Annotated in this window: 19 protein-coding genes and 3 pseudogenes; 7 read left to right on the forward strand and 15 right to left on the reverse strand. The window is 39.2% G+C overall.

Features of this window, described 5'->3' with window-relative positions:
- Window positions 1-46: 46 nt before the first annotated feature.
- Complete coding sequence (gene copZ / locus RCG21_RS29055) at window positions 47-253, reverse strand: copper chaperone CopZ (protein WP_133333959.1); 207 nt, start codon at window positions 251-253, stop codon at window positions 47-49.
- A gap of 293 nt (window positions 254-546) precedes the next feature.
- On the opposite strand from copZ, the gene RCG21_RS29060 reads away from it, so the two are divergent.
- Window positions 547-1611, forward strand: a complete 1065-nt coding sequence (locus RCG21_RS29060; protein WP_133333958.1) for a YncE family protein — start codon at window positions 547-549, stop codon at window positions 1609-1611.
- Window positions 1612-1676: 65 nt separating this feature from the next.
- Here the strand turns inward: RCG21_RS29060 and RCG21_RS29065 are convergent, their stop codons facing one another.
- A complete protein-coding gene (locus RCG21_RS29065) occupies window positions 1677-3062 on the reverse strand; it encodes a 4Fe-4S binding protein (RefSeq protein WP_308914035.1) in 1386 nt (461 codons plus the stop codon).
- Complete coding sequence (locus RCG21_RS29070; protein WP_165976229.1) at window positions 3046-3498, reverse strand: hypothetical protein; 453 nt, start codon at window positions 3496-3498, stop codon at window positions 3046-3048. Before RCG21_RS29070 ends, RCG21_RS29065 begins: the two co-directional genes overlap by 17 nt.
- A 227-nt stretch (window positions 3499-3725) precedes the next feature.
- Between RCG21_RS29070 and RCG21_RS29075 the strand changes: the two genes are divergently transcribed.
- Both RCG21_RS29075 and RCG21_RS29080 read left to right on the forward strand, forming a co-directional pair.
- Window positions 3726-4430 (forward strand): response regulator transcription factor, encoded by a 705-nt coding sequence (locus RCG21_RS29075; RefSeq protein ID WP_133333956.1) that lies wholly within the window; start codon window positions 3726-3728, stop codon window positions 4428-4430.
- Window positions 4431-4439: 9 nt separating this feature from the next.
- Entirely contained in the window at window positions 4440-5804 is a 1365-nt protein-coding gene (locus RCG21_RS29080; protein WP_133333955.1) for a sensor histidine kinase, read from the forward strand.
- Window positions 5805-5850: 46 nt separating this feature from the next.
- Here RCG21_RS29080 and RCG21_RS29085 read toward each other — a convergent pair whose 3' ends face one another.
- The 12 genes and pseudogenes from RCG21_RS29085 to secA form a co-directional block, all read right to left on the reverse strand.
- Complete coding sequence (locus RCG21_RS29085) at window positions 5851-6774, reverse strand: cation diffusion facilitator family transporter (protein ID WP_133333954.1); 924 nt, start codon at window positions 6772-6774, stop codon at window positions 5851-5853.
- A 167-nt stretch (window positions 6775-6941) separates the two neighbouring features.
- A pseudogene (locus RCG21_RS29090) lies at window positions 6942-7162 on the reverse strand (transcriptional regulator); the annotation flags it as partial.
- 150 nt (window positions 7163-7312) lie between these two features.
- Window positions 7313-8035 (reverse strand): PDZ domain-containing protein, encoded by a 723-nt coding sequence (locus RCG21_RS29095; RefSeq protein ID WP_308914036.1) that lies wholly within the window; start codon window positions 8033-8035, stop codon window positions 7313-7315.
- 42 nt (window positions 8036-8077) lie between these two features.
- Complete coding sequence (locus RCG21_RS29100) at window positions 8078-8509, reverse strand: hypothetical protein (RefSeq protein WP_308914037.1); 432 nt, start codon at window positions 8507-8509, stop codon at window positions 8078-8080.
- Window positions 8510-8769: 260 nt separating this feature from the next.
- Window positions 8770-10208, reverse strand: a pseudogene (locus RCG21_RS29105) (S41 family peptidase).
- 156 nt (window positions 10209-10364) lie between these two features.
- On the reverse strand, window positions 10365-11648 hold the full coding sequence (locus RCG21_RS29110; protein WP_308914038.1) for a murein hydrolase activator EnvC family protein: 1284 nt from the start codon (window positions 11646-11648) through the stop codon (window positions 10365-10367).
- Window positions 11649-11739: 91 nt separating this feature from the next.
- Window positions 11740-12633: a permease-like cell division protein FtsX gene (gene ftsX, locus RCG21_RS29115; protein WP_308914039.1), complete on the reverse strand. Its 894-nt coding sequence runs from the start codon at window positions 12631-12633 to the stop codon at window positions 11740-11742.
- Window positions 12623-13309 (reverse strand): cell division ATP-binding protein FtsE, encoded by a 687-nt coding sequence (ftsE, locus tag RCG21_RS29120; protein WP_133333949.1) that lies wholly within the window; start codon window positions 13307-13309, stop codon window positions 12623-12625. The genes ftsX and ftsE overlap by 11 nt, the downstream gene beginning before the upstream one ends.
- Window positions 13310-13602: 293 nt before the next feature.
- The gene (cccB, locus tag RCG21_RS29125) at window positions 13603-13965 is read right to left on the reverse strand and encodes a cytochrome c551 (RefSeq protein WP_133333948.1); all 363 of its coding nucleotides are present in this window, start codon (window positions 13963-13965) and stop codon (window positions 13603-13605) included.
- Window positions 13966-14016: 51 nt separating this feature from the next.
- Window positions 14017-14880: a YitT family protein gene (locus RCG21_RS29130; RefSeq protein ID WP_308914040.1), complete on the reverse strand. Its 864-nt coding sequence runs from the start codon at window positions 14878-14880 to the stop codon at window positions 14017-14019.
- 424 nt (window positions 14881-15304) lie between these two features.
- A protein-coding gene (prfB, locus tag RCG21_RS29135; RefSeq protein ID WP_133333946.1) for a peptide chain release factor 2 occupies window positions 15305-16406 on the reverse strand; the annotation gives its coding sequence in 2 pieces (ribosomal slippage) (window positions 15305-16333 and window positions 16335-16406; 1101 coding nt in all).
- Between the two features lie 379 nt (window positions 16407-16785).
- A pseudogene (gene secA, locus RCG21_RS29140) lies at window positions 16786-19298 on the reverse strand (preprotein translocase subunit SecA).
- Between the two features lie 542 nt (window positions 19299-19840).
- Here secA and RCG21_RS29145 point away from each other — a divergent pair.
- The 4 genes from RCG21_RS29145 to RCG21_RS29160 are packed head-to-tail and all read left to right on the forward strand — an operon-like array spanning window position 19841 to window position 24034.
- Entirely contained in the window at window positions 19841-21121 is a 1281-nt protein-coding gene (locus RCG21_RS29145) for a cytochrome c3 family protein (RefSeq protein ID WP_235824770.1), read from the forward strand.
- A 26-nt stretch (window positions 21122-21147) separates the two neighbouring features.
- Entirely contained in the window at window positions 21148-22308 is a 1161-nt protein-coding gene (locus RCG21_RS29150; RefSeq protein WP_133333944.1) for a cytochrome c3 family protein, read from the forward strand.
- 34 nt (window positions 22309-22342) lie between these two features.
- Entirely contained in the window at window positions 22343-23050 is a 708-nt protein-coding gene (locus tag RCG21_RS29155; protein WP_308914041.1) for a tetratricopeptide repeat protein, read from the forward strand.
- Window positions 23051-23068: 18 nt separating this feature from the next.
- Window positions 23069-24034, forward strand: a complete 966-nt coding sequence (locus tag RCG21_RS29160; protein ID WP_133333942.1) for a 6-bladed beta-propeller — start codon at window positions 23069-23071, stop codon at window positions 24032-24034.
- The last annotated feature ends 13 nt before the right edge of the window (window positions 24035-24047 follow it).

Here is a 24047-nt window from a genome sequence, read left to right on the forward strand (position 1 = left end):
TGTGAAAAGGAACGTGCTAGGAGCTAGCACGTCTTTTTCACACTCTTTATTTCACATCATAACCTTGGTCATCAATGGTTTCCTTTATTTTATCCAATGAAATTTCATTTGGATTAAACTCTACATCCACTTTTGCTGCCTTCAAATCGACCTTAACGGAACAGACACCGTTAAGTGCACCGACGCTTCCTTCTACTGCTTTTACACAATGACCGCAAGACATTCCTATAACATTTAATGATACCTTTTCCATTATGTTCATTCCCTTCGGATATTGTTAATTAATTTTTTTCTTATTTTTAATAATACTATACCCCCCTACCCTATGTAAAGCCCGATTTATAATTTGTTTATATTTTTTTAACAGTATTACTTAAAAATAACTTTATCAGATAACTATCAAGAAATAATGCATTTTTGATTTTGTCATAAATTCGCCAAAACTCCCGTGTATTTATAGCTGATTGTAACATTTTTATCAAAATCCATACTTTCTGCAAATTTAAACATTATCATGGTATTGAAATTGCAAAGGAGGAAAAATCAATGAAAAAATATTTAGCTTTATTTTTTACCAGCATGTTAATTTTGTCCCTATTCCTTGCAGGGTGTGGAAATACAACCAATAAGGAAAATGGAAAAACGGAAAAAACTCAGGTATCAATAACAAATCAGGAAGCTCGATTCCTCTTTACAGCAAATGAAGGTGGAAGTATTTCAAAAATAAGCCTGAATGAGCAAAAGGTTATTTCAACCTTTAAGTTTGATGGAGCCGTTCATAATATTCAGGTGTCACCTAATGGAAAAGTGGTAGCTGCTACGGTTGTTCCGGAAATGATGAATGGGCATGGCCATGACAATTCTATGGATATGACAGGAAAAGCAATATTCTTTGATCCAATTCAAGATAAAATTATGAAAGAAGTAAAAGTAGGCAACCACCCTGCGCATATCGTCTTTACGGAAAATGGGAAGTACGTCTTGGTTACAAACAATGAGGATAATACTGTTTCCGTGATTGATGCTAAAAATTATGCGATAGTTAAAACCATTCCGACCGGAAAGGGCCCGCACGGTTTTAGAATATCCAAGGATAGCCAGTTCGCCTATGTGGCAAATATGGGGGAGGACACAGTGAGTGTTCTAAACCTTCAAACCCTGAAGGAGGACAAAAAAATTAAAGTTGGAGAAACCCCCGTCACGACGGGAATTACAACGGATGGTAAGACATTAGTTGTTACATTAAATAAAGAAAATGCCTTAGCCATTGTAGATTTAGCTTCAGGAAAAGTAGATAAGGTCAAAGTTGGAAATGGACCTGCACAGGTTTATATTGGGCCGGGAAATCAATTTGCTTACGTCGCTAATCAAGGAACAGCGGATTCTCCTTCACATTCTATAACTAAGGTAGTTTTAAAATCAAAACATGTGGCGGCAACGATTGAAACGGGCAAAGGCTCACATGGGGTAGTAACAAGTCCAGACAATAAATTAACGTATGTAACCAATATGTTTGAAAACACCGTGAATGTTATCGATAACTCCCAAAATAAGGTGGTCAAGACGATAAACGTTGGAAAAACACCTAACGGAATTAGTATCATGCCGTGATTCCCACCGCATACATCAATTTAAAAACCTTAGCCCATTGATCATGGGCTAAGGTTTTTAGTGTTTTAGACCCTGTGCATCATTGGGAGTGAGAACAAATAAATATTTGCTACTGGAAGTATTACCATTAAAGTATAATACGGCATCAATGCTTTAAAAGATCCTTTGTTGCCAATTCGATAAGCTGTATAAATGGAACCAATCATTCCAATCACGATAATAATATACTGCAGCATTTGAACAGATGAGGCAGGAGCAAATGCTAAATCCGCTCTTGTTACATTCAACCCAAATAATGCTGCGGTGTTATACCAGATTGCTTTTCCCTCCGTAATGATATGGAAAAGGTTATGTGCGAGGTGACCTGCTAAATCTAATGGAATAATCGCATAACCGAATCGAATAAAGTTTTTCTTTACTTTTTCTGCCGAACCACCGGTTACGGTTGCAATTTTTGCTGTTCCTAATAATAGTGCTACTGGGATGGCCATTGAAATAATAAAGGCAACCGTAAAGTTTACATTATAATTATCTGTCCCGGTTATGGAACCAATTGCATTTAAAATATCCTGCCAGATGGATACCATAGTGATGTTTTGAACAAACACAATTCCCATAATAACGGCTGCCAAGAAGGTGTGCTCAATCATCGGTTTTTTGATTCCCCATAATTCCGATGTAGGTACCCTTGGAGAAATCCGAATCGAGTCTTTCGGACAAGATTTCACACAGTTTCCGCAAAGGTTACAATCTGCCGATGAATCCATTGTCCTTACAAATTGAAACATTGGGCAGCCTTCTGCCTTATCGCTCCCTTTAAAACAGACCTGAGTTTTACACGTCTTACAGATCTCCGGAGTACCGCGAAGTTCTAATGAACCAGAACGTGAATAGTTACCAGATAATCCTCCAAGGAAACAAAGAGTCTTACAGAATGTTCTTCGTTCATAAAAAACGGATGTAGCAATTACCATTGTGACTAGTAATAGGAGTAAATAACCGGATCCTCTTGGGGATTCAACAATTCCCCAAATATGATCGCTATAGGTAATTCCGATAAAAAAAAGGTCAATCATCCAAAGCCCATATTTTCTTAAAAATTTCGGCATCGGCCGATTACTGCCAATCGTTTTTCGAACAATATCACTCAATTTGCCAAATGGACAAATCGCACACCAAAACCTTCCAATGACGAGGAAAAAGATTGGGATTAGCGGCCACCATAAAACCCAGGTTAACGAAGTTCCGACATTTCGTGTTGGGTCAACGGTTCCGGCAACTAATTCATAAACAATAACGGAAAAAACGATGAGGACGATCCATTGAAAAATGCCTGGATACCATCGGCTCTGAATAAATTTTTTTATAATCGGTATGGATAATAGATTATAAGGCTGCTTTTCTTCCATCCGTTTTTCCTCATTAGTTAATTGATTACTTGGAATTGCCATTGGAACCATCCTTTCTTCTAAACCACTTATTCCATATTCCAATCACAATAAACGAAAGATTAACTGCACCATAAGTATCCAACACCATTAAATTAGCTGGTTTTTCAATTACCGTTCCATGGGAGTGTCCACTGCCCTCCATGTCCATTCCTTCCATATCATGATTTTCAGTGTTGTATTCCCCGCTCATATCCATTCCTTCCATATCATGACTGTCCGTGGTGTGTTCCCCGCTCATGTCCATTCCTTCCATATCATGGCTGTCAGCGGTGTGTTCCCCGCTCACGTCCATTCCTTCTATGTTGTGCTCGGAAAGTTCGTTTCCGTTAAGGCTTGATGTTGATGGCATCTTTTGATTCCCTTCATCTGCCATAGCCATTCTTCCACCGGAAAATACAATAACCAGAATAATCATAAACATCCATTTAGCCTTCAAAACTATTCACCTCATTCCCATAAAGTATAAAATAAGAGTATTAATTAACATGGTTTCACTTTAATGGAAAAGTGTGCAGAAACTATGGTTTTTCCTTGGACAAAGTTTGTCATTTATGAAAGCCGAGCCAATTGACACAAAATCGAAATAATAAAACACTTAATCTGCAAGGTTTCTTCATATTTTTCTTTTATAATGATCGTAACTTAGGGTAAGGTGGGAGAGTTTTGAAGACAATTTTACTAGTGGATGACGAAACCCGTATGCTCGACCTTTTATGTCTATATTTAACACCTTATGATTATAGATGTTTGAAGGCTGAATCAGGGAAAGATGCTTTAAGGCACCTGAAGAAGGAAAATATCGACATCGTACTCCTTGATGTGATGATGCCTGAAATGGATGGGTGGATGACCTGCCGAAAAATCAGGGAATTTTCAGATATTCCCATTATCATGTTAACGGCTAGAAGTGAAACAAGCGATGTAATCAAAGGATTAAAACATGGCTCCGATGATTATGTAACGAAACCCTTTCACGAAGCTGAACTAATGGCCAGGATTGAAGCATTATTAAGAAGGGCAAGTCATTCAAAGGATCATCAACATATGCTTATTTTCAACGAATTAGAATGGAATGAAGAAACTGTGGAGTTAAAATTTCAAAATCAACATATTCCCCTTACACCAAAGGAATTTGCATTAATGGGATTGTTTTTAAAAAATCCTAAGAAAGTGTACTCCCGAGATCATTTAGTTACAGCCATTTGGGGCCTAAATTCAAATATCGATGACCGAACGGTCGATTCTCATATTCGGAATTTAAGAGAAAAATTAAGAAATGCAGGATTTCCAATAGATAACCATCTTTATACCGTTTGGGGAATAGGATATAAATGGGTAAAAGAGGGCTCTGAATTAAAATCAAAATAGGTGGCAGGTATGAAGATTTCAATTAAATTAGGCATGTGGTTTTTTTTCTGTATTTTGGTGATTGAAATTTTTTCGATGTTTTTTTTACATAATAATTTAGTACATTCGCAGGTTCATCAGGAGCTTGGTTCGCTTCAAGCAAGGGGAAATAGTCATCGATCTGTCTTGGAAATCAATTCAGATTCAGCCACACTTCATCACATTGGTTTAATGGAATCCCATACAGATACTGAAGTTGTTATCACGAACACAACCGGTGATGTCTTACTTTCCTCTAGTAAACTCAACCAAAGCATGAGGACTATCTTAAATAAACCGATTGATAATCTCCCAAGAAATGGACGGGTGCTGCAATCGGATTGGCAAAAGGAACAATATATTGCAACCGTTACCGCATTTAATAAGGGCGGAGAAAAAGCGGGATATGTATATATGTTCAAGAACACAGATGAGGTTCAGAAGTTAATTTCTCAATTAAATAAACATTTCCTTTTAGCATCTGTTTTAATTCTACTCTTCATGATTATTACGATTTTCTTTTTATCAAAGGCATTAACAAAGCCTCTGATCTCGATGAAAGAAGCAACAAAAAAATTAAGCAAAGGGGATTTTTCCGTTACACTTCCACCGCCCTCCCGAGATGAACTCGGAGAATTAGCACAATCCATACAGACTCTTGCAAATGACTTAAATTATTTAAAACAAGAGCGAAATGAATTTTTGGCAAGTATCTCTCATGAACTTCGGACACCATTAACCTATATCAAAGGATATGCAGATATTGCAAAAAGAAAGGAACTCGCTGAATCAGACCGTGATAAATACCTCGATATTATCCAAGAAGAAGCGGATCATGTCAGCCGATTACTTAAAGAATTATTTGACTTGGCAAAATTGGACCAAAATACTTTTTCTATTTCTAAACAAAAAGTGAATCTCAGTGATTTTTTACAATCTATCCTCGAAAAGGTTTTGCCGGCCTTTAATGAAAAAAAAATACTATTCAAATTAGAATGCTCAAGAAATTTAACTTTTGATCTGGATCCGATTCGTTTCGAGCAAGTTCTCTTAAACCTTTTAGATAACAACCTTAAATATTCAAAAGAAAATACATGTGTGCATATAAAAGTTTTTGAAGGAAACGAAGCCATTCATATGGTAATCACTGACCAAGGTATAGGCATTCCAGAGAAAGATCTTCCGCATATTTTTGACCGTTTATACAGAGTGGACAAATCTCGTTCAAGAGCAACTGGTGGGTTTGGATTAGGTCTTGCAATTGTAAAGGAGTTAGTTGAAGCCCATGGCGGGGAAATTTCTGCTGAAAGCGAGGCTGGAAAAGGAACTTGTTTTAAAATCTTTTTAAATAAATAAGTCAGCAAAAAAACAACGATACATTCGTTGTTTTTTTGCTGAGCTGTTAAATGGTATCAACCGGGGCTTGGGCACAGTCAAATGTCCCTTTTTCAATTTGAATGGTCGTATGTTCAATTCCAAAATGATCATGCAGCTCTTTCGTTAACTGTTGAAGTAATTGATCATTATCCGTAATTTCGGAACGCACAAGGTGAACCGTTAAAGCCGGCTCAGTCGTACTCATTCCCCAAACATGCAAATCATGAACCTCTATAACCGTAGGTAAGTTTTTTAAATAAGATCTTATCTTATCTACATCAATTCCATTTGGAACAGCATCAAGAGATAAATTTAATGATTCACTCAATAAGCCCCATGTACCAAGGAAAATGACGATCGCAATAATTAGGCTTACAAGGGGATCAATCCACTGCCAACCAGACCAAAGCATAATGAAACCTGATATGACAACACCCAGTGACACCACCGCATCCGCCATCATGTGTAAATAGGCCCCACGAATATTTAAATCGTTTTTCCTTCCAGACATAAATAATAATGCGGTAACTGTATTTATCACAATACCTATAAGAGCAACAATGATCACGGTCTTACCCGCAACAGGAGCGGGAGAAGAAAATCGTTGAATCGCTTCCCAAGCAATCGCACCAATTGCTACAAGTAAGAATACTGCATTAAACAGAGCAGCAAGAATGGAGCTTTTTTTAAATCCATACGTTCGCTTAGCTGTAGGTGCTTTCTTCCCCAGCCAAACAGCAATCCAGGCAATGACAAGTCCGAGTACATCACTTAAATTGTGTCCTGCATCCGCAAGTAATGCTAGAGAGTCGCTTAGTATCCCATAAATGACCTCAATCAAAATAAAAATTACATTTAAGGTAATCCCAAAGCCAAAAGCAAAACCATAATTGGCCGGTTGGTGATGGTGGTGTCCATGATCATGTCCATGGTGATGGTGATGTCCCAATTTATTCCCCCCTAAGAGCTCTCATTTACAGTATGAAGTAAAGGGCTCTTTTGTTATCTATCCCAATGAAGAAGTTTGTATCCTTTGCTAAAACGAAAATTCCGATTAAGTTATTTTTTCTCAACTTCCTATTTCAATTCATTGACTAGGGGGCTGGGACTTATACCCGCAGTCGCGGTGGTTGCTCCGACAATATTCGCCACACATTACAAACACAAAGTTCTTCCTCCAGGGTCAGGGCATAAGCAATTTTCATTCTTGTTTCATCGGCTAACGCTTTAAAGATTTTCGCTACGTCTGCGATATTTCGATTTTGAAGATGTTGTTGAACACGTGTAGTTTTATCGGAATCAACACAGGTTATTTCACAAACATCCTGTTCTTTTATGCCTTCACCCTCTTTTATTCAAATATTCGTTTGATTATTTGATATTCAAACCACTGTTTGAATGTCAATATTTTTCTTGGATGTTAGTACCTTAAAAACTTGGACCAATTGCTGGGACACACAAAAAAAGAACCATTTCAGGTTCTTTTTTTAGCTGATTTTCTCATCATCAAACTTCCGTTCATCCTGAACAAAAAGGATGCCCAATTCGTGATGATCGCCTTCGTATAAGGCTCTCTGGACAAAACGAATCTCTCCATTCGTATCGAGAACCTCGAGTTTACAATGAGCGCGGTTTTTTTGCAGCGCTTCATAAAAGGTTTTTTCGTTATAAGTTACAACACTATTGACCTTTGTTACAAGTTCTCCAACCTTCAATTCCATTTTACTAGCTGGGGAATCCGGAATAATTCCAAGAATCATCAAACCATTGTTCTTTTTTGAAAAATAAAATGGCAGACTATCATCCTTCAATTTTTGGATTAATGCTAATGACTCACGGGCAATCACTGCAAACGCAGCTACAATAATCGATAGAAGCGGATACCACCATCCGACTATGGAAAGAATCGCGATTATCGAGCCAAGTACAATTACACGTCGTCCATAAAGCTGAATGGCTGCTTTTGGAAGCATCCCTTGGATTTGCTGTTGAAAACCGATCGCAAAGGGAACAAGTATGAGCGAGTACTTTTCAGCACCAACATGAAAAACAGGCCACCAATCGAACGGGAGGCTAAGTGCATCCCCAGGTACGAGGAGAAATAACGGTAAAAACCATAATCGTTTTACCTCATGGGCCCCAACACTCTGACCCCGTTTACTTTTTACCAGTTTGGGAGAGGTCCCTTTACTGCCGTTCTTTGTAATCATGACTCCCTCGGCAATAAATAAAAGGGCCAATACGACCACTACTTACGGATATACCTTTTGGTCAAGCGAATGAAACGTTTCTGAAAAAAGGGGTATTGACCATTTATTTTCTGTCATGATGATTAAGGTAAAAAATGCCGCACCAACTGTGTAAACGGGTGACATCAACCGAATATTGGCAGTAAAACTCCACAATAACGTAAAGACAGCAGTAAGAACGATTGCCGCAAACGGAACAACAATGCCCGCCAAAATGGAAACAATCGAAAGTGAAAGACCAACCATGATCCCCAGAGGAAATAGCTGCCGAAGCTCAAAATAAGCATCATGCGCCCGAACATGGAAATTTTTCCGTTCCCGCTTTACTCTCATTACCCCTAAAATTGCTGATAAGAATAGAAGATAATAAAAAATGGGATGTAGAAATAACTTGCCAATTCCTTTTAGCAGTTCTACCAACCATATTTGCGCCAATTTTTTGCCACCTGCCTTTATAAATAAATCTCTCAATCTATTCTGCAAAGTCTCTTAAAGTCTATTTTATCAAATTGCCGCTATAAAACCTATTGCTAGTTTCTTGAAATTGGACAAGAAATACAATTCTACCCCATTAGTAAATATTTTATCTCTTTCGGTTCTTACTATTTCCGCGGAAATTCCCTAGGATTCTCCAAAAGTTAATAAAATTGTCAAAAAATGAAAATAAAGAAACAACGACCGAGGTCATTGTTTCTTTATTTGGCAGCCATCCTTAAAGCAATTTGAAGCTGCAGATCATTTTTCTCTTTTTTCATTTCCTTTATGGCTGATTCTTCAAGCTTTGCTGCTGTGATGGAATCGATTTTCCCTGTTGGCTGTAACCCATTATATTGTTGGAATCCTTTTACTGCAGCTGTGGTTTCAGCACTAAAATATCCATCTGTACGTCCAGGGAAAATCCCAGTCCGGTTAATATTTCTTGAGCATTCTTTACTTGTTCATTATTCATATCCTGCTCGAGCGGGTCGGTAACCTGAATCGGATGGGTATGGAATATTTCCGGCTGTTTAATCTCCACATCCGGCTTAATTCCTTTTTTATGAATCCAATTTCCATCCGGAGTCAGCCACTTAAATAGGGTTAATTTAATATTACTGCCATCTCCCATTGAAACGGGCTGTTGAACCGTTCCTTTTCCAAAAGTAGTTTCACCTACCAGTTGATACCCATCTGCCTCTTTCAAAGCCCCAGCCAAAATTTCGGATGCAGATGCGCTGCCTTTATCAACAAGAACAACCACCGGATATTCCTTTTTCTCTTTTAAAGAAGAGAAAAATCGTTCTCTATCGCCATTTCTCTTTTCAATTTGAACCATCGGCTTATCTTTTGGAACAAATTCCTTTAAAATATTTTCAACACTGTTTAAATATCCGCCTGGGTTTCCGCGAACATCAATAATTAGTCCTTTCACACGCTTGTTTTCAAGTGTGCTCAATTCCTTTTTAAAATCCGCCGCCGTATTTTCAGAGAAAGAAGTTACCTGAAGGTAGCCAATCTTTTTCCCGTTCTGTTCCTTTGTAGATGAATGTACGGTTTCAAGTGGAATTTCATCCCTCATGACTTCAATTGTAATCGGGTCTTTAAGAGACGGTCTGGCAATTTCTAATTTTACAGTCGTTCCTTTTTTGCCGCGGATTTTTAAGGTAGCTTTATTTAAGTCAAGCCCTTGCACACTCTTTCCGTCCACCTTCAAAATTTGATCATGCGGTTTTAATCCGGCTTTTTCAGCAGGAGAGCCTTTGAATGGGGAAACAATCACGATTTTCCCATCCTCCATTCCAACCTCCGCACCAATGCCTTCAAAAGAGGAGTCCAATGTTTGAGTAAATTGCTTAGCGGTTTCTTTGTCCATATAAACCGAATATGGATCATTTAATGTAGAAAGCATCCCTTGAATGGCTCCTTCAACCAGTTTATTGCGATCCACCTTTTCGACATATCGATTTAAAATTAAATCGTAGGCCTGGTCTACTTTTTCTAGATTTTCTGTATCATTTGCCAGTGATGCATGATCCTTGTTATCAAGGATGGAATTCTCATTTGGCTTTTCTACCCATTGCATTGCAGCGTAGGTCCCTCCTGCCCCTGTTAAAAGCGATCCCGTCATCATTAGGGCAATCCATTTTCGATTCAAGCTCTCGTCCCCTCCTTTGGCGAAAACTGCCTGTCCATTTACATTTTAAAAGGCGTCACATTTCAGCCTAATTATTAACTTATATGATTCAAAGGGACAAGATATGATTTTAGATAACAAGAAACAAAAAAAATGGAAGAAGCTTAGCTTCTTCCATTAAAGTGGCACGATTCCCACAGGATTGATGGCGTTATGACGATCCGGCACCCATTGCCCTCTATGAAGTTCAAAATGCAAGTGCTGACCGGTAGAATCACCGGTACTTCCCATGATTCCAATTTGCTGGCCCTTCTTCACGACAGCACCTGTCTCTGCTAAACGAGCTTCCATATGGGCATAAACTGTCGTATAAACTTGTCCATTTATTGAATGCGAAATGAAAATACAGTTTCCATAACTGTTAGAATAATAGGAACGAATTACGACTCCATCTGCCGCGGCTAGAATCGGTACATTCGATGCATGATTGGCAATATCGACTCCGTAGTGGAATTCACCTGGGCGGAATCCAGGGCGAGTCCCAAATCCAGAGCTTATGATACCAGAAGCAGGTCTCGTGAAGGTGCCGCCCGAGATTGCCGGTGCTTTACCAGAAGCCCCACCGCCACTAGGCTGTGCAGGCGCTTTTGCAGCTTTTGCTGCCGCCGCTGCTGCTGCTTGACGATCCTTTTCCAATTGAATAGCTTTTTGAACCGCTGCCTCCTGCCCGGCAAGGATTTGCTCTTCCTCTTCTAATGCTAGTTTTCCTTCATGAACTTCTTTTTCTTTCCGAACGAGTTTTGAAAGCAATTTATCTTTTGCAGCCCGCTGCGTACTCAATTGCTTATTCATTTGTTCTAATTCGCTCTTCATCTCTTGGAGATTGGCCAAATCTTCTTCTACCTTCATCCGTTTTTCTTCCAGTTCTTTTTTATCCATATCCGCCTGTTTTAATAATTCCTGATCGGCTTCCATAATGGTTGCTACTGCATTGGCTCGGTCAATGAAATCGCTGAAGCTTTTTGCACCCATCAGCACATCAATATAATTGATCATCCCGCCCGTTTCTTGATAATTACGTGCACGCTCTTTTAATAAATTATTGCGTTTTTCCATCCGGTCCACAATGACTTGAATTTCTCCCTGAAGCTGATTGATTTTGCCTTGAGTCTCGCCAATTTTAGCCGTCTTATCGCGAATCTTTGCATTGGTATCTCCAATGGCAAAATCGAGGCGTTTCATCTCAGACTTTACATTTGCCTGCTGACCCTGTAGATCATTGATTGTTGTATTGGCATCATTTATGTCGGACTTTAAATTTGAACGTTTATTGTGAATTTCATTTTGTTTATCTTTTAAATTTGAAATGGAGGCCGCTTCTGTTACAAGGGAACTTCCTGTAAATAAACTGCCTATTCCCATCGAAGCAGCGACCGTAATCGCAACAACTGATTTTTTCATTGTCCTATCCTCTCCTTTCCCTTGCAATCTATGTAAATCTTTTTTTAATAAAGGAAGGAAGGGTGCAGTAAAGAACCCTTCCTCAAAAAGTCTAAACCTTCAAGAATTTTCTTACAGACATAACGCTTCCCCAAATACCAATTAACGCACCCATGAGTATCAGCATGCCGGATACTTGGTAGACAAATGGTTTGTAAGGGAGAATTTGCATAAAATTACCGGCAAGTTTTGGAGCCAGATAATCATATGCGTTATAGTAGGCAATCGAAATCAAGATGATAGGCAAAATAGAGCCTAATACTCCCAGCCATAGGCCTTCCAAGAAAAATGGCCAGCGAATAAAATTATTGGTTGCTCCTACTAGTCTCATAATCTTGATTTCTCTTCTTCTCGCAATAATGGTAATTTTTATTGTATTTGAAATTAAGAAGATGGCTGTAAAAAATAGACCAATAATTAAGACGACACCGACGTTTCGGCTTGCCTTAATAAATTTAAATAACTTTTCCACACTGCCCTGACCATATTTTACTTTTGCAACAAAATTAAACTTTTCTATTTTCTTTGCAACCATCATCGTATCAGTTGGATTTTTCGTTTTTACAATAAATACATCGTTAAGCGGATTATCCTGTTCAAAAAGCTTAAATGCCTTTCCTTCCTCACCAAGACCCTTAATTAAGTCCTTTAATTCTTCTTTTTTTGATGAGAATTTCACACTTTTTACTTCAGGAATACCCTCAAGCTCGCTCTGTAATTTTTGCGTATCGGCTTTATTTGCGGCAACATCGATGTGAACGCGGATTTGAACGTCTTCTTCAATCGTTTGGGCCACTTTATTGAGATTCATCATAATCACAAAAAAGACACCAACTAAAATGAGAGTAACAGTAACGGCACTTACGGATGCAAATGTCATCCATCCATTCCTGCCAATACTTTTTAAACTTTCGCGGGCATGGCGGCCAATGGTTCTAATTTTCATAACCATATTCCCCCTTCTGCTCATCACGAACAATTTTTCCACCTTCAATGGCGATTACGCGATGTTGGATTGTATTAACAATTTCTTTATTGTGGGTCGCCATTACAACGGTTGTTCCCCGGTTATTAATTTCTTCAAATATTTTCATAATTTCCCATGATGTATCCGGGTCCAAGTTACCAGTTGGCTCGTCGGCAATCACAACCTTCGGTGAATTTACAATGGAACGAGCGATTGACACACGCTGCTGTTCCCCACCTGAAAGTTCTGTCGGAAGCATTCTTGCCTTATGCTTTAAATTAACGAGGTCGAGAACCTCCATGACCCGCTTTTTAATAAACTTTGGCTGTGCCTCAATCACCTCGAGGGCAAAGGCAATATTTTCATAGACAGTCAAGGTTGGCAGAAGCTTATAGTCTTGGAAGACTACACCAAGATTTCTGCGAAAAATCGGAACCTTTCTCATCTTTAATTTTGCTAAATTGACACCATTCATCGTAATCGTTCCGGAAGTAGGAACCTCTTCACGGTACATCATTTTAATAAAAGTGGATTTTCCAGCGCCGCTGGGGCCTACCACATAGACAAATTCACCTTGATTAATTCGAACATCGATCCCATTAATAGCGGATACACCATTTGGGTATTTCTTGTATACTTCTTGCAATTCTATCATTTAATCACCTGTAGGAAAGTTATTGTGAATGAAGTAAATTCGACAATAATCTTTTATTTTTTGCAAAAGGCCGCAAAATACTTTACGAAACGTGCAAAATTTCGCATAGCCTTATTATAACATCATCAAACACTATTAAAAGCGATAAATATATTACAGTTTCTTTTCAAAGAATACAAGTGCAGACGTATTTCCCTCTATTTCTACAGTTACCTCAGTAACAAACTTCGACATTTTTCTGTTTTTTATGCACAAAAAAAACGCTCTGTTAGGACAGAACGTTTTTTGTACATTTACTTTCTAGAGGCAAGCCATGTTGCTACTTTGTCTGCATCATCGCCGGAAATTAAGCCAGCAGGCATTCCACCGGATTTACCGTTTTTAAGAATGTCCAAAATTTGATCTTTGGAGTACTTTGAGCCAATTTTTGTTAAGTCTGGACCTACAGCACCCTTAAGGTTTTCACCATGACAGCTTGAGCATTTTTGAGCCGTGATTTTCTCAGCTGCTGCGGCAACATCATTTCCTCCGCCGCTTGTGTCTGTAGTTTTGGTCGTTGTGTCTTTGTCTTTAGATGTGTCCGATCCGCCGCCGCATGCAGCAAGTCCCATTACTAGGGAAGTTCCCAATAATAATGTAAGTAGCTTTTTCTTCACTGCTACTCCCCCTTCAGAAAATTTTACCATTACTTAACAAGTATACCAATTCTACGCACGTTTGAAACCCTCACCTAATACCTCCGCAGCATCCATAACCACGATAAATGCAGATGGATCAAGGGTTTTAACCAATTGTTTCAATTTTGTGAACTCCGTTTGGTCAACCACGCACATGAGAACTGGGCGTTCATGGTCAGTAAATCCACCATATGCTGATAGTTTTGTCACACCACGGTCAATTTTATTCAAAATTCCTGTGCGAACCTCTTCTTGTTTACTAGTAATGATCATGGCCATTTTTGAACGGCCAAAACCAACTTGAATTAAATCGATGGTCTTGCTAGTCACATATAAGCCAATGAGGGCATAAAGCCCTTTTTCGATATCAAATACTATCGCAGCGGTAAGGACAATTAACCCGTCAATGAGTACGACACATGTCCCAAGGGATCCAGTGTATTTATTAATAATTTGTGCTGCAAGGTCTGTTCCCCCTGTTGATGCTCTCCCTCTAAAAACAATGCCTAAGCCAAGCCCAACGCCAATACCGCCAAACAATGCTCCAAGTAGAGCGTCATGGGTCCAAGGCTCCATATTTTTTGTGAAATATACAACGAAGGGTAAAAAAATGGTACCGGCCAGTGTTTTTGCGCCAAACTGTTTTCCTAAAAAAATGACGCCGGCAATAAACAACGGGATATTGAATGCCCATTGAACATACGCTGGCTCCAATCCAAGAACAGTATGTAAAATCGTACTAATGCCGCTTACTCCGCCGGAAGCAATTTGGTTAGGCAGTAAAAAAACGTTAAAAGAAATTGCAATAATGGCTGATCCGATGAGGACAAAAACATAGTCAATGGCCACTTCGATTTTCGGATTCGTTTGTGTGAGTTCTAGAACTTTATTCATTTCGTATTCCCCTTGTGTTTATCAATTTCGAGTGTGAGTATAGCATGGGTATTTTTTGGTGTAAATAGCATTCAGTTGAAGCGATAAAGTGGAATAGGGGTATTAGTGATAGGACTTTTTCTTCTTTTAAATCATTTTGTCCTAAAAGGCCCATTTTATAGGTGTTTTGCTGGTACGACTATTGGAATTCGTCCTTAAAATTGGGTTTTAGGACAATTCGCTATTGCTCCTGAAGGCTTGGGTATCCCTGAAAACCTCCTTCATCAAGGGGATGAATTTTATCCTTAAAGTTTTTAGGACATTTCGCTATCGCTTCTGTTGGATTTCGTCCTTGGGGGACAATTTTTTTATTCTACTGCCAGGTTTTGTCCCTTAAAAATGAAAAAACCTTTACCGCATCCTAAGGCAAAGGCTTTTTCATTGATTATGAAATTCTTGATCTTAAATAAGCATCAATAAACGGATCAATTTCCCCGTCCATTACAGCCTGCACATTTCCTGACTCGGTACTCGTACGATGATCCTTGACCATTGAGTAAGGATGGAAAACATAGGAACGGATTTGGCTTCCCCAGCCAATTTCTTTTTGTTCGCCGCGAATTTCCAAAAGTTCTTTTTCCTGCTGCTCAATTTCGCGCTGATACAGCTTTGCTTTTAACATTTTCATCGCTGACTCACGGTTTTTAATTTGCGAGCGTTCCGTCTGGCATGTTACTACTACCCCTGTCGGAACATGGGTAATCCGTACAGCTGAATCGGTCGTGTTGATATGCTGACCGCCGGCGCCGCTTGCACGGTACGTGTCAATTTTTAAATCCTCTGTGCGGATATCGATTTGAATTTCATCGTTAAACTCCGGCATAACCTCACATGAAACAAAGGAGGTATGGCGGCGGCCCGAGGAATCAAATGGAGAAATCCGTACAAGGCGGTGTACCCCTTTTTCTGCCTTCAAATAACCATATGCATTATGCCCTTTGATGGCTAAAGTCACACTCTTAATCCCTGCTTCATCTCCCGGTAGATAATCAAGCGTTTCCACCTTGAAGCCCTTTTTCTCAGCCCATCTTGTATACATCCGAAGAAGCATTGAACCCCAGTCCTGTGATTCTGTACCGCCTGCACCAGGGTGAAGCTCTAAAATCGCATTATTTTTATCATACTCTTCACTTAACAAAAGTTGTAATTCAAATTGATTTAAACGTTCTGTCAACTGTCCCAGCTCTTCTTCCAGTTCCGCTTGTAATTCCGCATCACTTTCTTCTTTAACGAGCTCATATGTTAATTCCAAATTTTCATACGTTTCATTTAAATCAGTAAATTCATTTACTTGATCCTTTAAGCCGTTTGCCTCACTGATTACGACCTGAGCCGCCTGCTGATCATTCCAAAAGTCAGGATGAAGCATTTGATCGTCTAATTCAGCAATTCTAGCTTCCTTATTTTCAAGGTCAAAGAGACCCCCTAAAGTCCGCTAAACGTTTAGCTGTTTTTTCTAATTCATTCCGAATTTCTGCTAATTCCATTCTGGTCACCTCTATAAAAAATTCATTTTGTATCGTAGTATATGCAAATAATTTAAGTCAGTCCTAATCTATTATAACGGCATACCTTCCAAAAATCCAAAACAAGCCGTTTCGCCAGGTTGGGGATAATTTTTTTAATGAAAGAAAAAACAAATTGTGGATAACCGATATTTTTCAACACTTACCAACAAGATATATTTATTTATCCACATATCCAGTTAGTTATTAACAAATTAACAAAAAATATCAACATTTCAGTAAATAATATCCACATAAACAATAAGGTTATTCACAACTTAAAGTTCTCCATAATTTAGGATCCCTAGAAAAGCAAGAAGCGAAATCCCATAAGATTTCGCTTCTTATATGAAAAAATCAATTATTTCCCTGCTCCACAGCAATTTTTGTACTTTTTACCGCTCCCGCAAATACATGGATCATTTCGTCCTACATCCATTTGCTTCACTTTTGGCTTTTGCTTAACGGGTTCACCATCGTCCTTCGGATGAACCGCTTCGCCTTTTGCCACTTCTTGACGCTCTAAATTGTTGCGAATTTCTGCCTTCATGATGTACATGGCAGCTTCTTCCTCAATTGAAGTAACCATTGCTTCAAACATTGCGAAGCCTTCCGCCTGGTATTCGCGAAGAGGGTCCGTCTGTCCGTATGCACGCAAATGGATTCCATCACGAAGCTGATCCATTGCATCAATATGGTCAATCCATTTTGAGTCTACAGAGCGAAGCGTAACGACCTTTTCAAATTCACGCATTTGCTCTGGGAAAAGCAGCTCCTCTTTTTCATCATAACGCACCTTCACCTTGGCAAAAATAGCCTCGGTCATCTCTTCAGGGTCTTTACCGTTTAAATCGTCTAAGGTGATATCCCCTTCAGGAAGAAGATTGGCATGGACAAAGTCCACAACACCCTGGAGGTTCCAATTTTCTTCATCATCCGCCATTGACGCATGTGCCTCAATATTCCGCTCGATTGTTCGTAAAATCATGCCCTCCACAATTTCACGCAAGTTTTCAGACTCAAGTAATTCATCGCGCTGCGTATAGATGATTTCACGCTGTTGGCGAAGCACATCATCATATTGCAGCAGCTGCTTACGCGCATCAAAGTTGTTACCCTCAACACGTTTTTGCGCTGATTCCACTGCTTTTGAAACCATTTTACTCTGGATGGGCTGGGAATCATCCATCCCAAGGCGCTGCATCATCGATTTCATATTATCAGAACCAAAGCGGCGCATAAGCTCATCTTCCATTGATAAATAAAACTGGGTAATCCCCGGGTCCCCTTGGCGGCCTGAACGCCCGCGGAGCTGGTTATCAATCCGGCGGCTTTCATGGCGCTCCGTCCCAATAACAGCAAGGCCACCTAAATCGGTTACCCCTTCGCCAAGCTTAATATCTGTACCACGGCCGGCCATGTTTGTTGCAATCGTTACCGCACCCTGATGGCCTGCTTCCGCAATGATCTCTGCTTCACGTTCATGATTTTTCGCATTCAAGACATTGTGTCGAATGCCTTTTTTCAATAAGAGCTTGGAAATTAACTCAGATGTTTCGATTGCAACCGTACCGACAAGCACGGGCTGTCCCTTTTGATGTCGTTCTGTAATATCCTCAACAACAGCTCGAAACTTCCCTTCCATTGTAGAGTAAATTAAATCCGCACGGTCATCCCTGGCAATCGGTCTATTCGTTGGAATCACGATGACATTCATATTATAAATGTTTCGGAATTCCTCTTCTTCCGTCTTAGCTGTACCCGTCATCCCGGCTAATTTCTCATACATCCGGAAGTAATTTTGGAACGTAATCGTCGCCATTGTCATACTTTCGTTCTGTACCTCTAAGCCTTCCTTTGCTTCAATCGCCTGGTGTAAGCCCTCACTATAGCGGCGTCCCTTCATCAAACGACCAGTAAATTGGTCAACGATCACAATTTCGCCATCCTGAACGACATAATCCACATCCAGATGCATGCTGACATTGGCTTTTAACGCTTGATTGATGTGATGATTTAACGAAACATGGGACATATCAAACAGGTTTTCAATACCAAAAGCCTTCTCTGCTTTGCTAATCCCTTCTTCAGTCAGCATAACGCCTTTTGTTTTTTCATCATACGAATAATCCTTTTCTTTCGTCAGCGTACGCACAAACGCATTTGCTTGAATATATAGAGCCGTTGATTTTTGGGCAGAACCAGAAATAATCAGCGGTGTACGCGCTTCGTCAATTAGGATGGAGTCCACCTCGTCAATGACTGCATAAAAAAGCGGACGTTGAACCTTTTGTTCCTTATAAAGGACCATGTTATCACGAAGATAGTCAAAACCATATTCGTTGTTAGTTCCGTAGGTAATATCTGCAGCATATGCTTCCTGCTTCTCTTCACTCGTCATACTATTTAGGTTCAACCCAACCGTTAACCCTAAAAATTCATAAAGCTGCCCCATTTCCTGAGCATCACGGCTTGCAAGGTATTCATTGACCGTAACAACGTGAACTCCTTTACCGGAAAGAGCATTCAAATAAACCGGCATCGTAGCCGTTAACGTTTTACCTTCCCCGGTTTTCATCTCCGAAATATTTCCCTCATGGAGAGAGATTCCCCCATTAACTGTACATGATAAGGGTACAATCCAAGGACACGGCGTGCCCCTTCACGGACAACAGCAAATGCCTCAACCAGTAAATCATCAAGTGATTCTCCATTTTGATAACGCTGTTTAAATTCATCTGTTTTTTCACGAAGCTGATCATCTGATAATTTTTCTGTTTCAGCCGCAAGTGCCTCTATTTGATTCGCTAGTTTGTCTAAGCGTTTTAACTCACGTTTATTCACATCATACAATTTATTTAAAATCCCCATCATGTGATTGAACTCTCCTTTTTATCGAGATTGCTATTATAAAGAATTCGCAATATTAGGTACTAAATCCTGCCAAAATGAATTGAATATCACTTTCCATCTTACCACTTCCGCTATGTGTGTGACAACAAAGTTCCCATTGATGAAAAATTGTAACAAAAACTTGTTTAATTCCTCTATTAATCGATAGTTTCTTAGTGCTCACAAAAATGAATAAACATTCTAAAATGCGTATAAAAATTAACCTTTATACAACTAACCACTACCTATAAGTTATTAAATAATCCGCTTTTTTCAATGTATTTACGTTGTTTTTATCATAAAGTTTGTTTGGAAAAATATTCACAAATTGTACATTGGAATATGCCCATTCTATGTTAGATACTACCTTTAGAGAAGTTTAGATGGAAAATAAAGTAGATAGCTCAATAAAAATGGGAAGGGTGAGCAAAATGGGCTTTTGGGGAAAAAAGAAAAATTCCGAGGCCGATCCCGAATTAAGAGAAAATAGAAAAAAATCGGGCCCAATAAAGAGACTCTGGCAAATGTGGAGAGATATAGATTGGACAAATCCCGTTACTCGCTGGAAATTATTATTTGCATCCCTTGTTGGTTGTATCGTCGTTTTTGGCGGAGGATACGGCGTACTTTCTATTACAAACTCGCCATCCTTCTGCTCCAGCTGTCATGAAATGGCACCTGAATATACCACTTATACGGCAAGCGCTCATAATCAAATCTCCTGTGTGCAGTGTCATATTAAGCCCGGCGTCACCAACATGCTGACACACAAGGTGAAGTCTATGAAAGAAGTTTACTACCATGTTACCGGTGTGCCAAAACAAATCGTTCAAACCGAGGAAGAAGCCGTTTCAAATGAAAACTGTTTACAGTGCCACTCGAAGAACCGGCTTGTCACCGCATCTGGTGACTTAAAGGTCAACCATAAAGGCCATATTGAAAAAGACATTCCTTGTATCACCTGCCACGCAGGGGTTGTCCACGCGAAGATTGCTGCCCGCGGTTTAAATATTGACAGTGCTCGTGGAGAGTGGACGGAAAAAAATGCTCAAAAATTAATTGAAGAAAAATATGTGCGTCCGAACATGGGAACTTGTATCGATTGTCACGATAAAGTGAACAAGGGTGAAAAGCCTTGGAAAGATGTCGCATACACTGTTCCGCCAAATCCAGAAGAACTTGAAAAACTTGCAGAAGGAAAAAACAAGGCAGCGTCCACGAAGCCAGTCAAGGAAGACGAAAATACGGCAGAACTCGCAGCCAATCATGACCAAAAGACACAGGAAATCATTTTACAAGCGATTGGAAAGCAAAAAACAAATGTGAAGGTTTCAATGGAATGCGGAACCTGTCATAAAAAACTCAAAGTACCACGATCCCACAAAGTTGCCCTATGGAACCAACAACACGGAAGTACAGCGGTTCAAGAGTTAAATAAATGTGTAACCTGCCACCAGGATTCCAAATGGGTAAGAGAAATACCAAAAGAAGATATTATCTCACTTCTTAAATTAGGTGTAAAAAAATCACATTATCAACCTGACATCAAGGTGGTAAAAGATCAGTCCCGTATTAATAAGTTTTGCAGTACCTGTCACAATAAGCGTCCTCCTGGACATACGAAAAGCGATCAATGGCTGACAGCTCACTCAACGAAAGCACTGACAGCTGAAGCGAAATCACAATGCTTCGTCTGCCATGACCAGAAAAAACCAAAACCAGGATCAACTGATACGAAAGCACCTACAGATGTATATTGTGAGTACTGCCACAGAACCGGCTTTAAAAGTCCTGTAAAAAAATAATTTTTATAAAAATGGAGGGACGCTTTATGGAAGAAGAACATACTGAGATGCCGGCCCCTCCCCGTTATCTGTATAAGTTAATCAAATATATGACGATCACTTTGTTTTTTCTAGCCATCTTATTTTTCGTAGGATTTACGGGTCTAAAGGCAACATCAAGCTCGAAGTTTTGCCAAAGTTGTCATGAGATGAAACCAGAGTATTATACGTGGAAAGCATCGACTCATAATGAAGTGGATTGTGTAAATTGCCATACCGATCCGGTATTTAAGAAACTGGCGAAAGATAAAGCGGAAGGGCTGGTTGAACAATTAAAGAACCATTCTTTGGGCGTCACTGCTACTCCTATCCGAATGCCCAACGAGGTGCCTAACAGCGCATGTGAAAAATGTCACAATTTGAAAACTCGTGATGTAACACCATCGGGGGATCTCATCATCCCCCACGATAAGCATCTAAATGAAGGGGTAGAATGCGTCCAATGTCATAGCAGCGTCGCCCACGGGAAAATCGCCGACAGAAAAATGACCTACCAAACAGATTATGCTAAATGGGATCAATCCATTGGTACACAAGCAATGTCCGATTTAAAATTTACTCGTCCTGACATGGACACTTGTATGGAATGCCATAAGGCAAGAAATGTTTCAACTGCATGCAAAACCTGCCATAAAACAGGTATGGAACCAAAGAGCCATAAAAATCCTGAATTTAAAGCTTCTACTCACGGATTAATAGCTGGCAAGAATCTTCAAAAATGCGACTCCTGCCATGGGTATATGTCGAAGGAGAAAATTGAAGGGCTAGAGACTGTTTCTCCTGTTGAAAAGGTCTTGCAAAACATTAAAACGACCAAACCACATATTACCGAATTGGATTATGCAAAAGAAAATACCTTCTGTAAGGATTGTCATAGCAAACGGCCAGCAAGTCATGATAGCCGGTGGATGTTGGAACATAAAATTCAAGCGTCTAAGGATAAACAGAAATGTTTAGCCTGTCATAATTATCAGCAATCAAGTCAGTATCAAACTGCAACGGCAGCCTGCTCTTCCTGTCATCCAGCAATGCATAAAGGATTTGACAAGAAAAGGCACCCTATTCCGCTAGCAGCAAATCAAAAGGTAACAAATTTTTGTTATACCTGTCACGTAAAAAGAACATGCTCTGCGTGTCATAAAGAATAAATGAATGAAACTTTGCTAGATTAGGAGGCTTTGTATGGAAGCTTATGAACAACCACTCAACGATAAGCAAGAGCTTGAAAAAGACAAAACACCTAATAAACAAGTAAAAAAATCTAAAAACGATAAATTCAAATGGTGGCAAACACTACTTATTTTGACCATAACATTAGTTGTTGCAGTTGGTGCCAGTTATTACGTCAGCAATAAGTACCTTTGGCCAAAATACAATATGAATCGTTTAAAACAACAATTAGAAAGTGCAAAAGCTGAAGCAGATGCTAAACCTAATGAGCCTAAGTCCCATGTAGACCTTGGATATGCTTATTTCTTAAATGATAATAACGATGAAGCGATAAAACAATATAAAATGGCTCTTGACTTAGACAAGAATTATTTTAATGCCTATTTTAACTTAGGACTTGTATATAACGAGGAAAATCGCCTAAATGATTCCATAAAAATGGCTCAAAAAGCTACTGAAATATCACCTAAAGATTATAAGGGCTGGCTATTGAAAGGAATGTCTTTCCGTAAGCTTAAAATGTATAAAGACTCCATTAAAGCTCTAAACGAAGCAAATCGATTGATGCCTTCCAATACAGATATCATTTTCGAAGTTGGACTAGTAGCGGAAGATCAAGGAGATAAAAGGAACGCGGAAGAAATTTATAAAACGGCATTGAATTATGACCCTCTGTACAAACCAGCCCTTGATGGGTTGAAAAGAGTCTCTAAAAACTAGTAAAGGGATTGAAAACACATGATGAAAAAAACAGTTTATTGGTGGATGAGCGGTATTGTTGTTCTTACGATTGCTGCCTTTGCCGCTATTTACTTTTTTAATTTGGAATCAGTCGTGAAAAAGGTACCGAATGCAGTTAATCCGGATGGCCCTCCTTCCTTTAGCCAAGCAATTTACGGTGACTTTGATAATTCACTCGATAAGCCGATGGATGTCGCAAAAATTGGCGAGTTCCTCTATGTTTCTGATACGAATAATAAACGTGTGCAAGTTTTTGATACATCTGGAACGTCTGTATTTAGGTTTGGTAAAGAGGGCCAAGGGAAAGGTCAATTTAAATTCCCATACGGTATTGCTGGTGATGGTAAAGGAAATGTGTATGTAGCAGATTTATATAATGGTAAAATCTCTATCTTTGAACCAAAAGGGAAATTCTTAAAATATTTTAATGATAAAAAGAAAGTAATAGAATCTCCTGCTGGTATCCGCATCTATGATGAAAAATTATATGTAACGGACGTTCAAAAAAATAAGGTTTTTATCTTTGATCTTAATGGTAAAAAGTTATTTGAAATTAGTACTGGAACTAATAAACAAGATACTTTTAAAGCTCCAAATGCAGTGGCAATCGACAAGAAAAATAATGATATCTTTGTTTCCGATTCTGGAAATCAACGGGTTCAAGTGTACGATAAAAACGGTAAATTTATTCGAACTATTAACGGTTCAAAAAATGGAAAAGGTTCCTCTGTTTTTGTAAATCCACGAGGAATTGGCGTAGATTCTCGAGGCATTCTTTACATTGTAAACAACCTTACCCACATGGTTTATGGATTTGACGAAAAAGGTTCCGAGGTTTTCCACTTCGGTACAATGGGAGATCAAAACGAACAATTCTACCTGCCAAATGGCTTATTTGTAGACGAACATGACCAGGTTTATATTACAGATACCTTAAATGAACGTATTGCAATGTATAACTAAATAATTCTTCACT

It is taken from the genome of Bacillus salipaludis, from assembly GCF_030938565.1.
Taxonomy (GTDB): Bacteria; Bacillota; Bacilli; order Bacillales; family Cytobacillaceae; genus Neobacillus; species Neobacillus salipaludis_A.

What these genes read in the sequence shown, in the direction of transcription:
- ftsX (WP_308914039.1), bottom strand. Translation starts at nt 12,633, where the DNA reads ATGAAAATTAGAACCATTGGCCGCCATGCCCGCGAAAGTTTAAAAAGT.
- RCG21_RS29110 (WP_308914038.1), bottom strand. Translation starts at nt 11,648, where the DNA reads ATGAAAAAATCAGTTGTTGCGATTACGGTCGCTGCTTCGATGGGAATA.
- RCG21_RS29065 (WP_308914035.1), bottom strand. Translation starts at nt 3,062, where the DNA reads ATGGCAATTCCAAGTAATCAATTAACTAATGAGGAAAAACGGATGGAA.
- RCG21_RS29060 (WP_133333958.1), top strand. Translation starts at nt 547, where the DNA reads ATGAAAAAATATTTAGCTTTATTTTTTACCAGCATGTTAATTTTGTCC.
- RCG21_RS29155 (WP_308914041.1), top strand. Translation starts at nt 22,343, where the DNA reads ATGGAAGCTTATGAACAACCACTCAACGATAAGCAAGAGCTTGAAAAA.
- ftsE (WP_133333949.1), bottom strand. Translation starts at nt 13,309, where the DNA reads ATGATAGAATTGCAAGAAGTATACAAGAAATACCCAAATGGTGTATCC.
- copZ (WP_133333959.1), bottom strand. Translation starts at nt 253, where the DNA reads ATGGAAAAGGTATCATTAAATGTTATAGGAATGTCTTGCGGTCATTGT.
- RCG21_RS29095 (WP_308914036.1), bottom strand. Translation starts at nt 8,035, where the DNA reads ATGATTACAAAGAACGGCAGTAAAGGGACCTCTCCCAAACTGGTAAAA.
- RCG21_RS29150 (WP_133333944.1), top strand. Translation starts at nt 21,148, where the DNA reads ATGGAAGAAGAACATACTGAGATGCCGGCCCCTCCCCGTTATCTGTAT.
- RCG21_RS29130 (WP_308914040.1), bottom strand. Translation starts at nt 14,880, where the DNA reads ATGAATAAAGTTCTAGAACTCACACAAACGAATCCGAAAATCGAAGTG.
- RCG21_RS29080 (WP_133333955.1), top strand. Translation starts at nt 4,440, where the DNA reads ATGAAGATTTCAATTAAATTAGGCATGTGGTTTTTTTTCTGTATTTTG.
- RCG21_RS29160 (WP_133333942.1), top strand. Translation starts at nt 23,069, where the DNA reads ATGATGAAAAAAACAGTTTATTGGTGGATGAGCGGTATTGTTGTTCTT.
- RCG21_RS29145 (WP_235824770.1), top strand. Translation starts at nt 19,841, where the DNA reads ATGTGGAGAGATATAGATTGGACAAATCCCGTTACTCGCTGGAAATTA.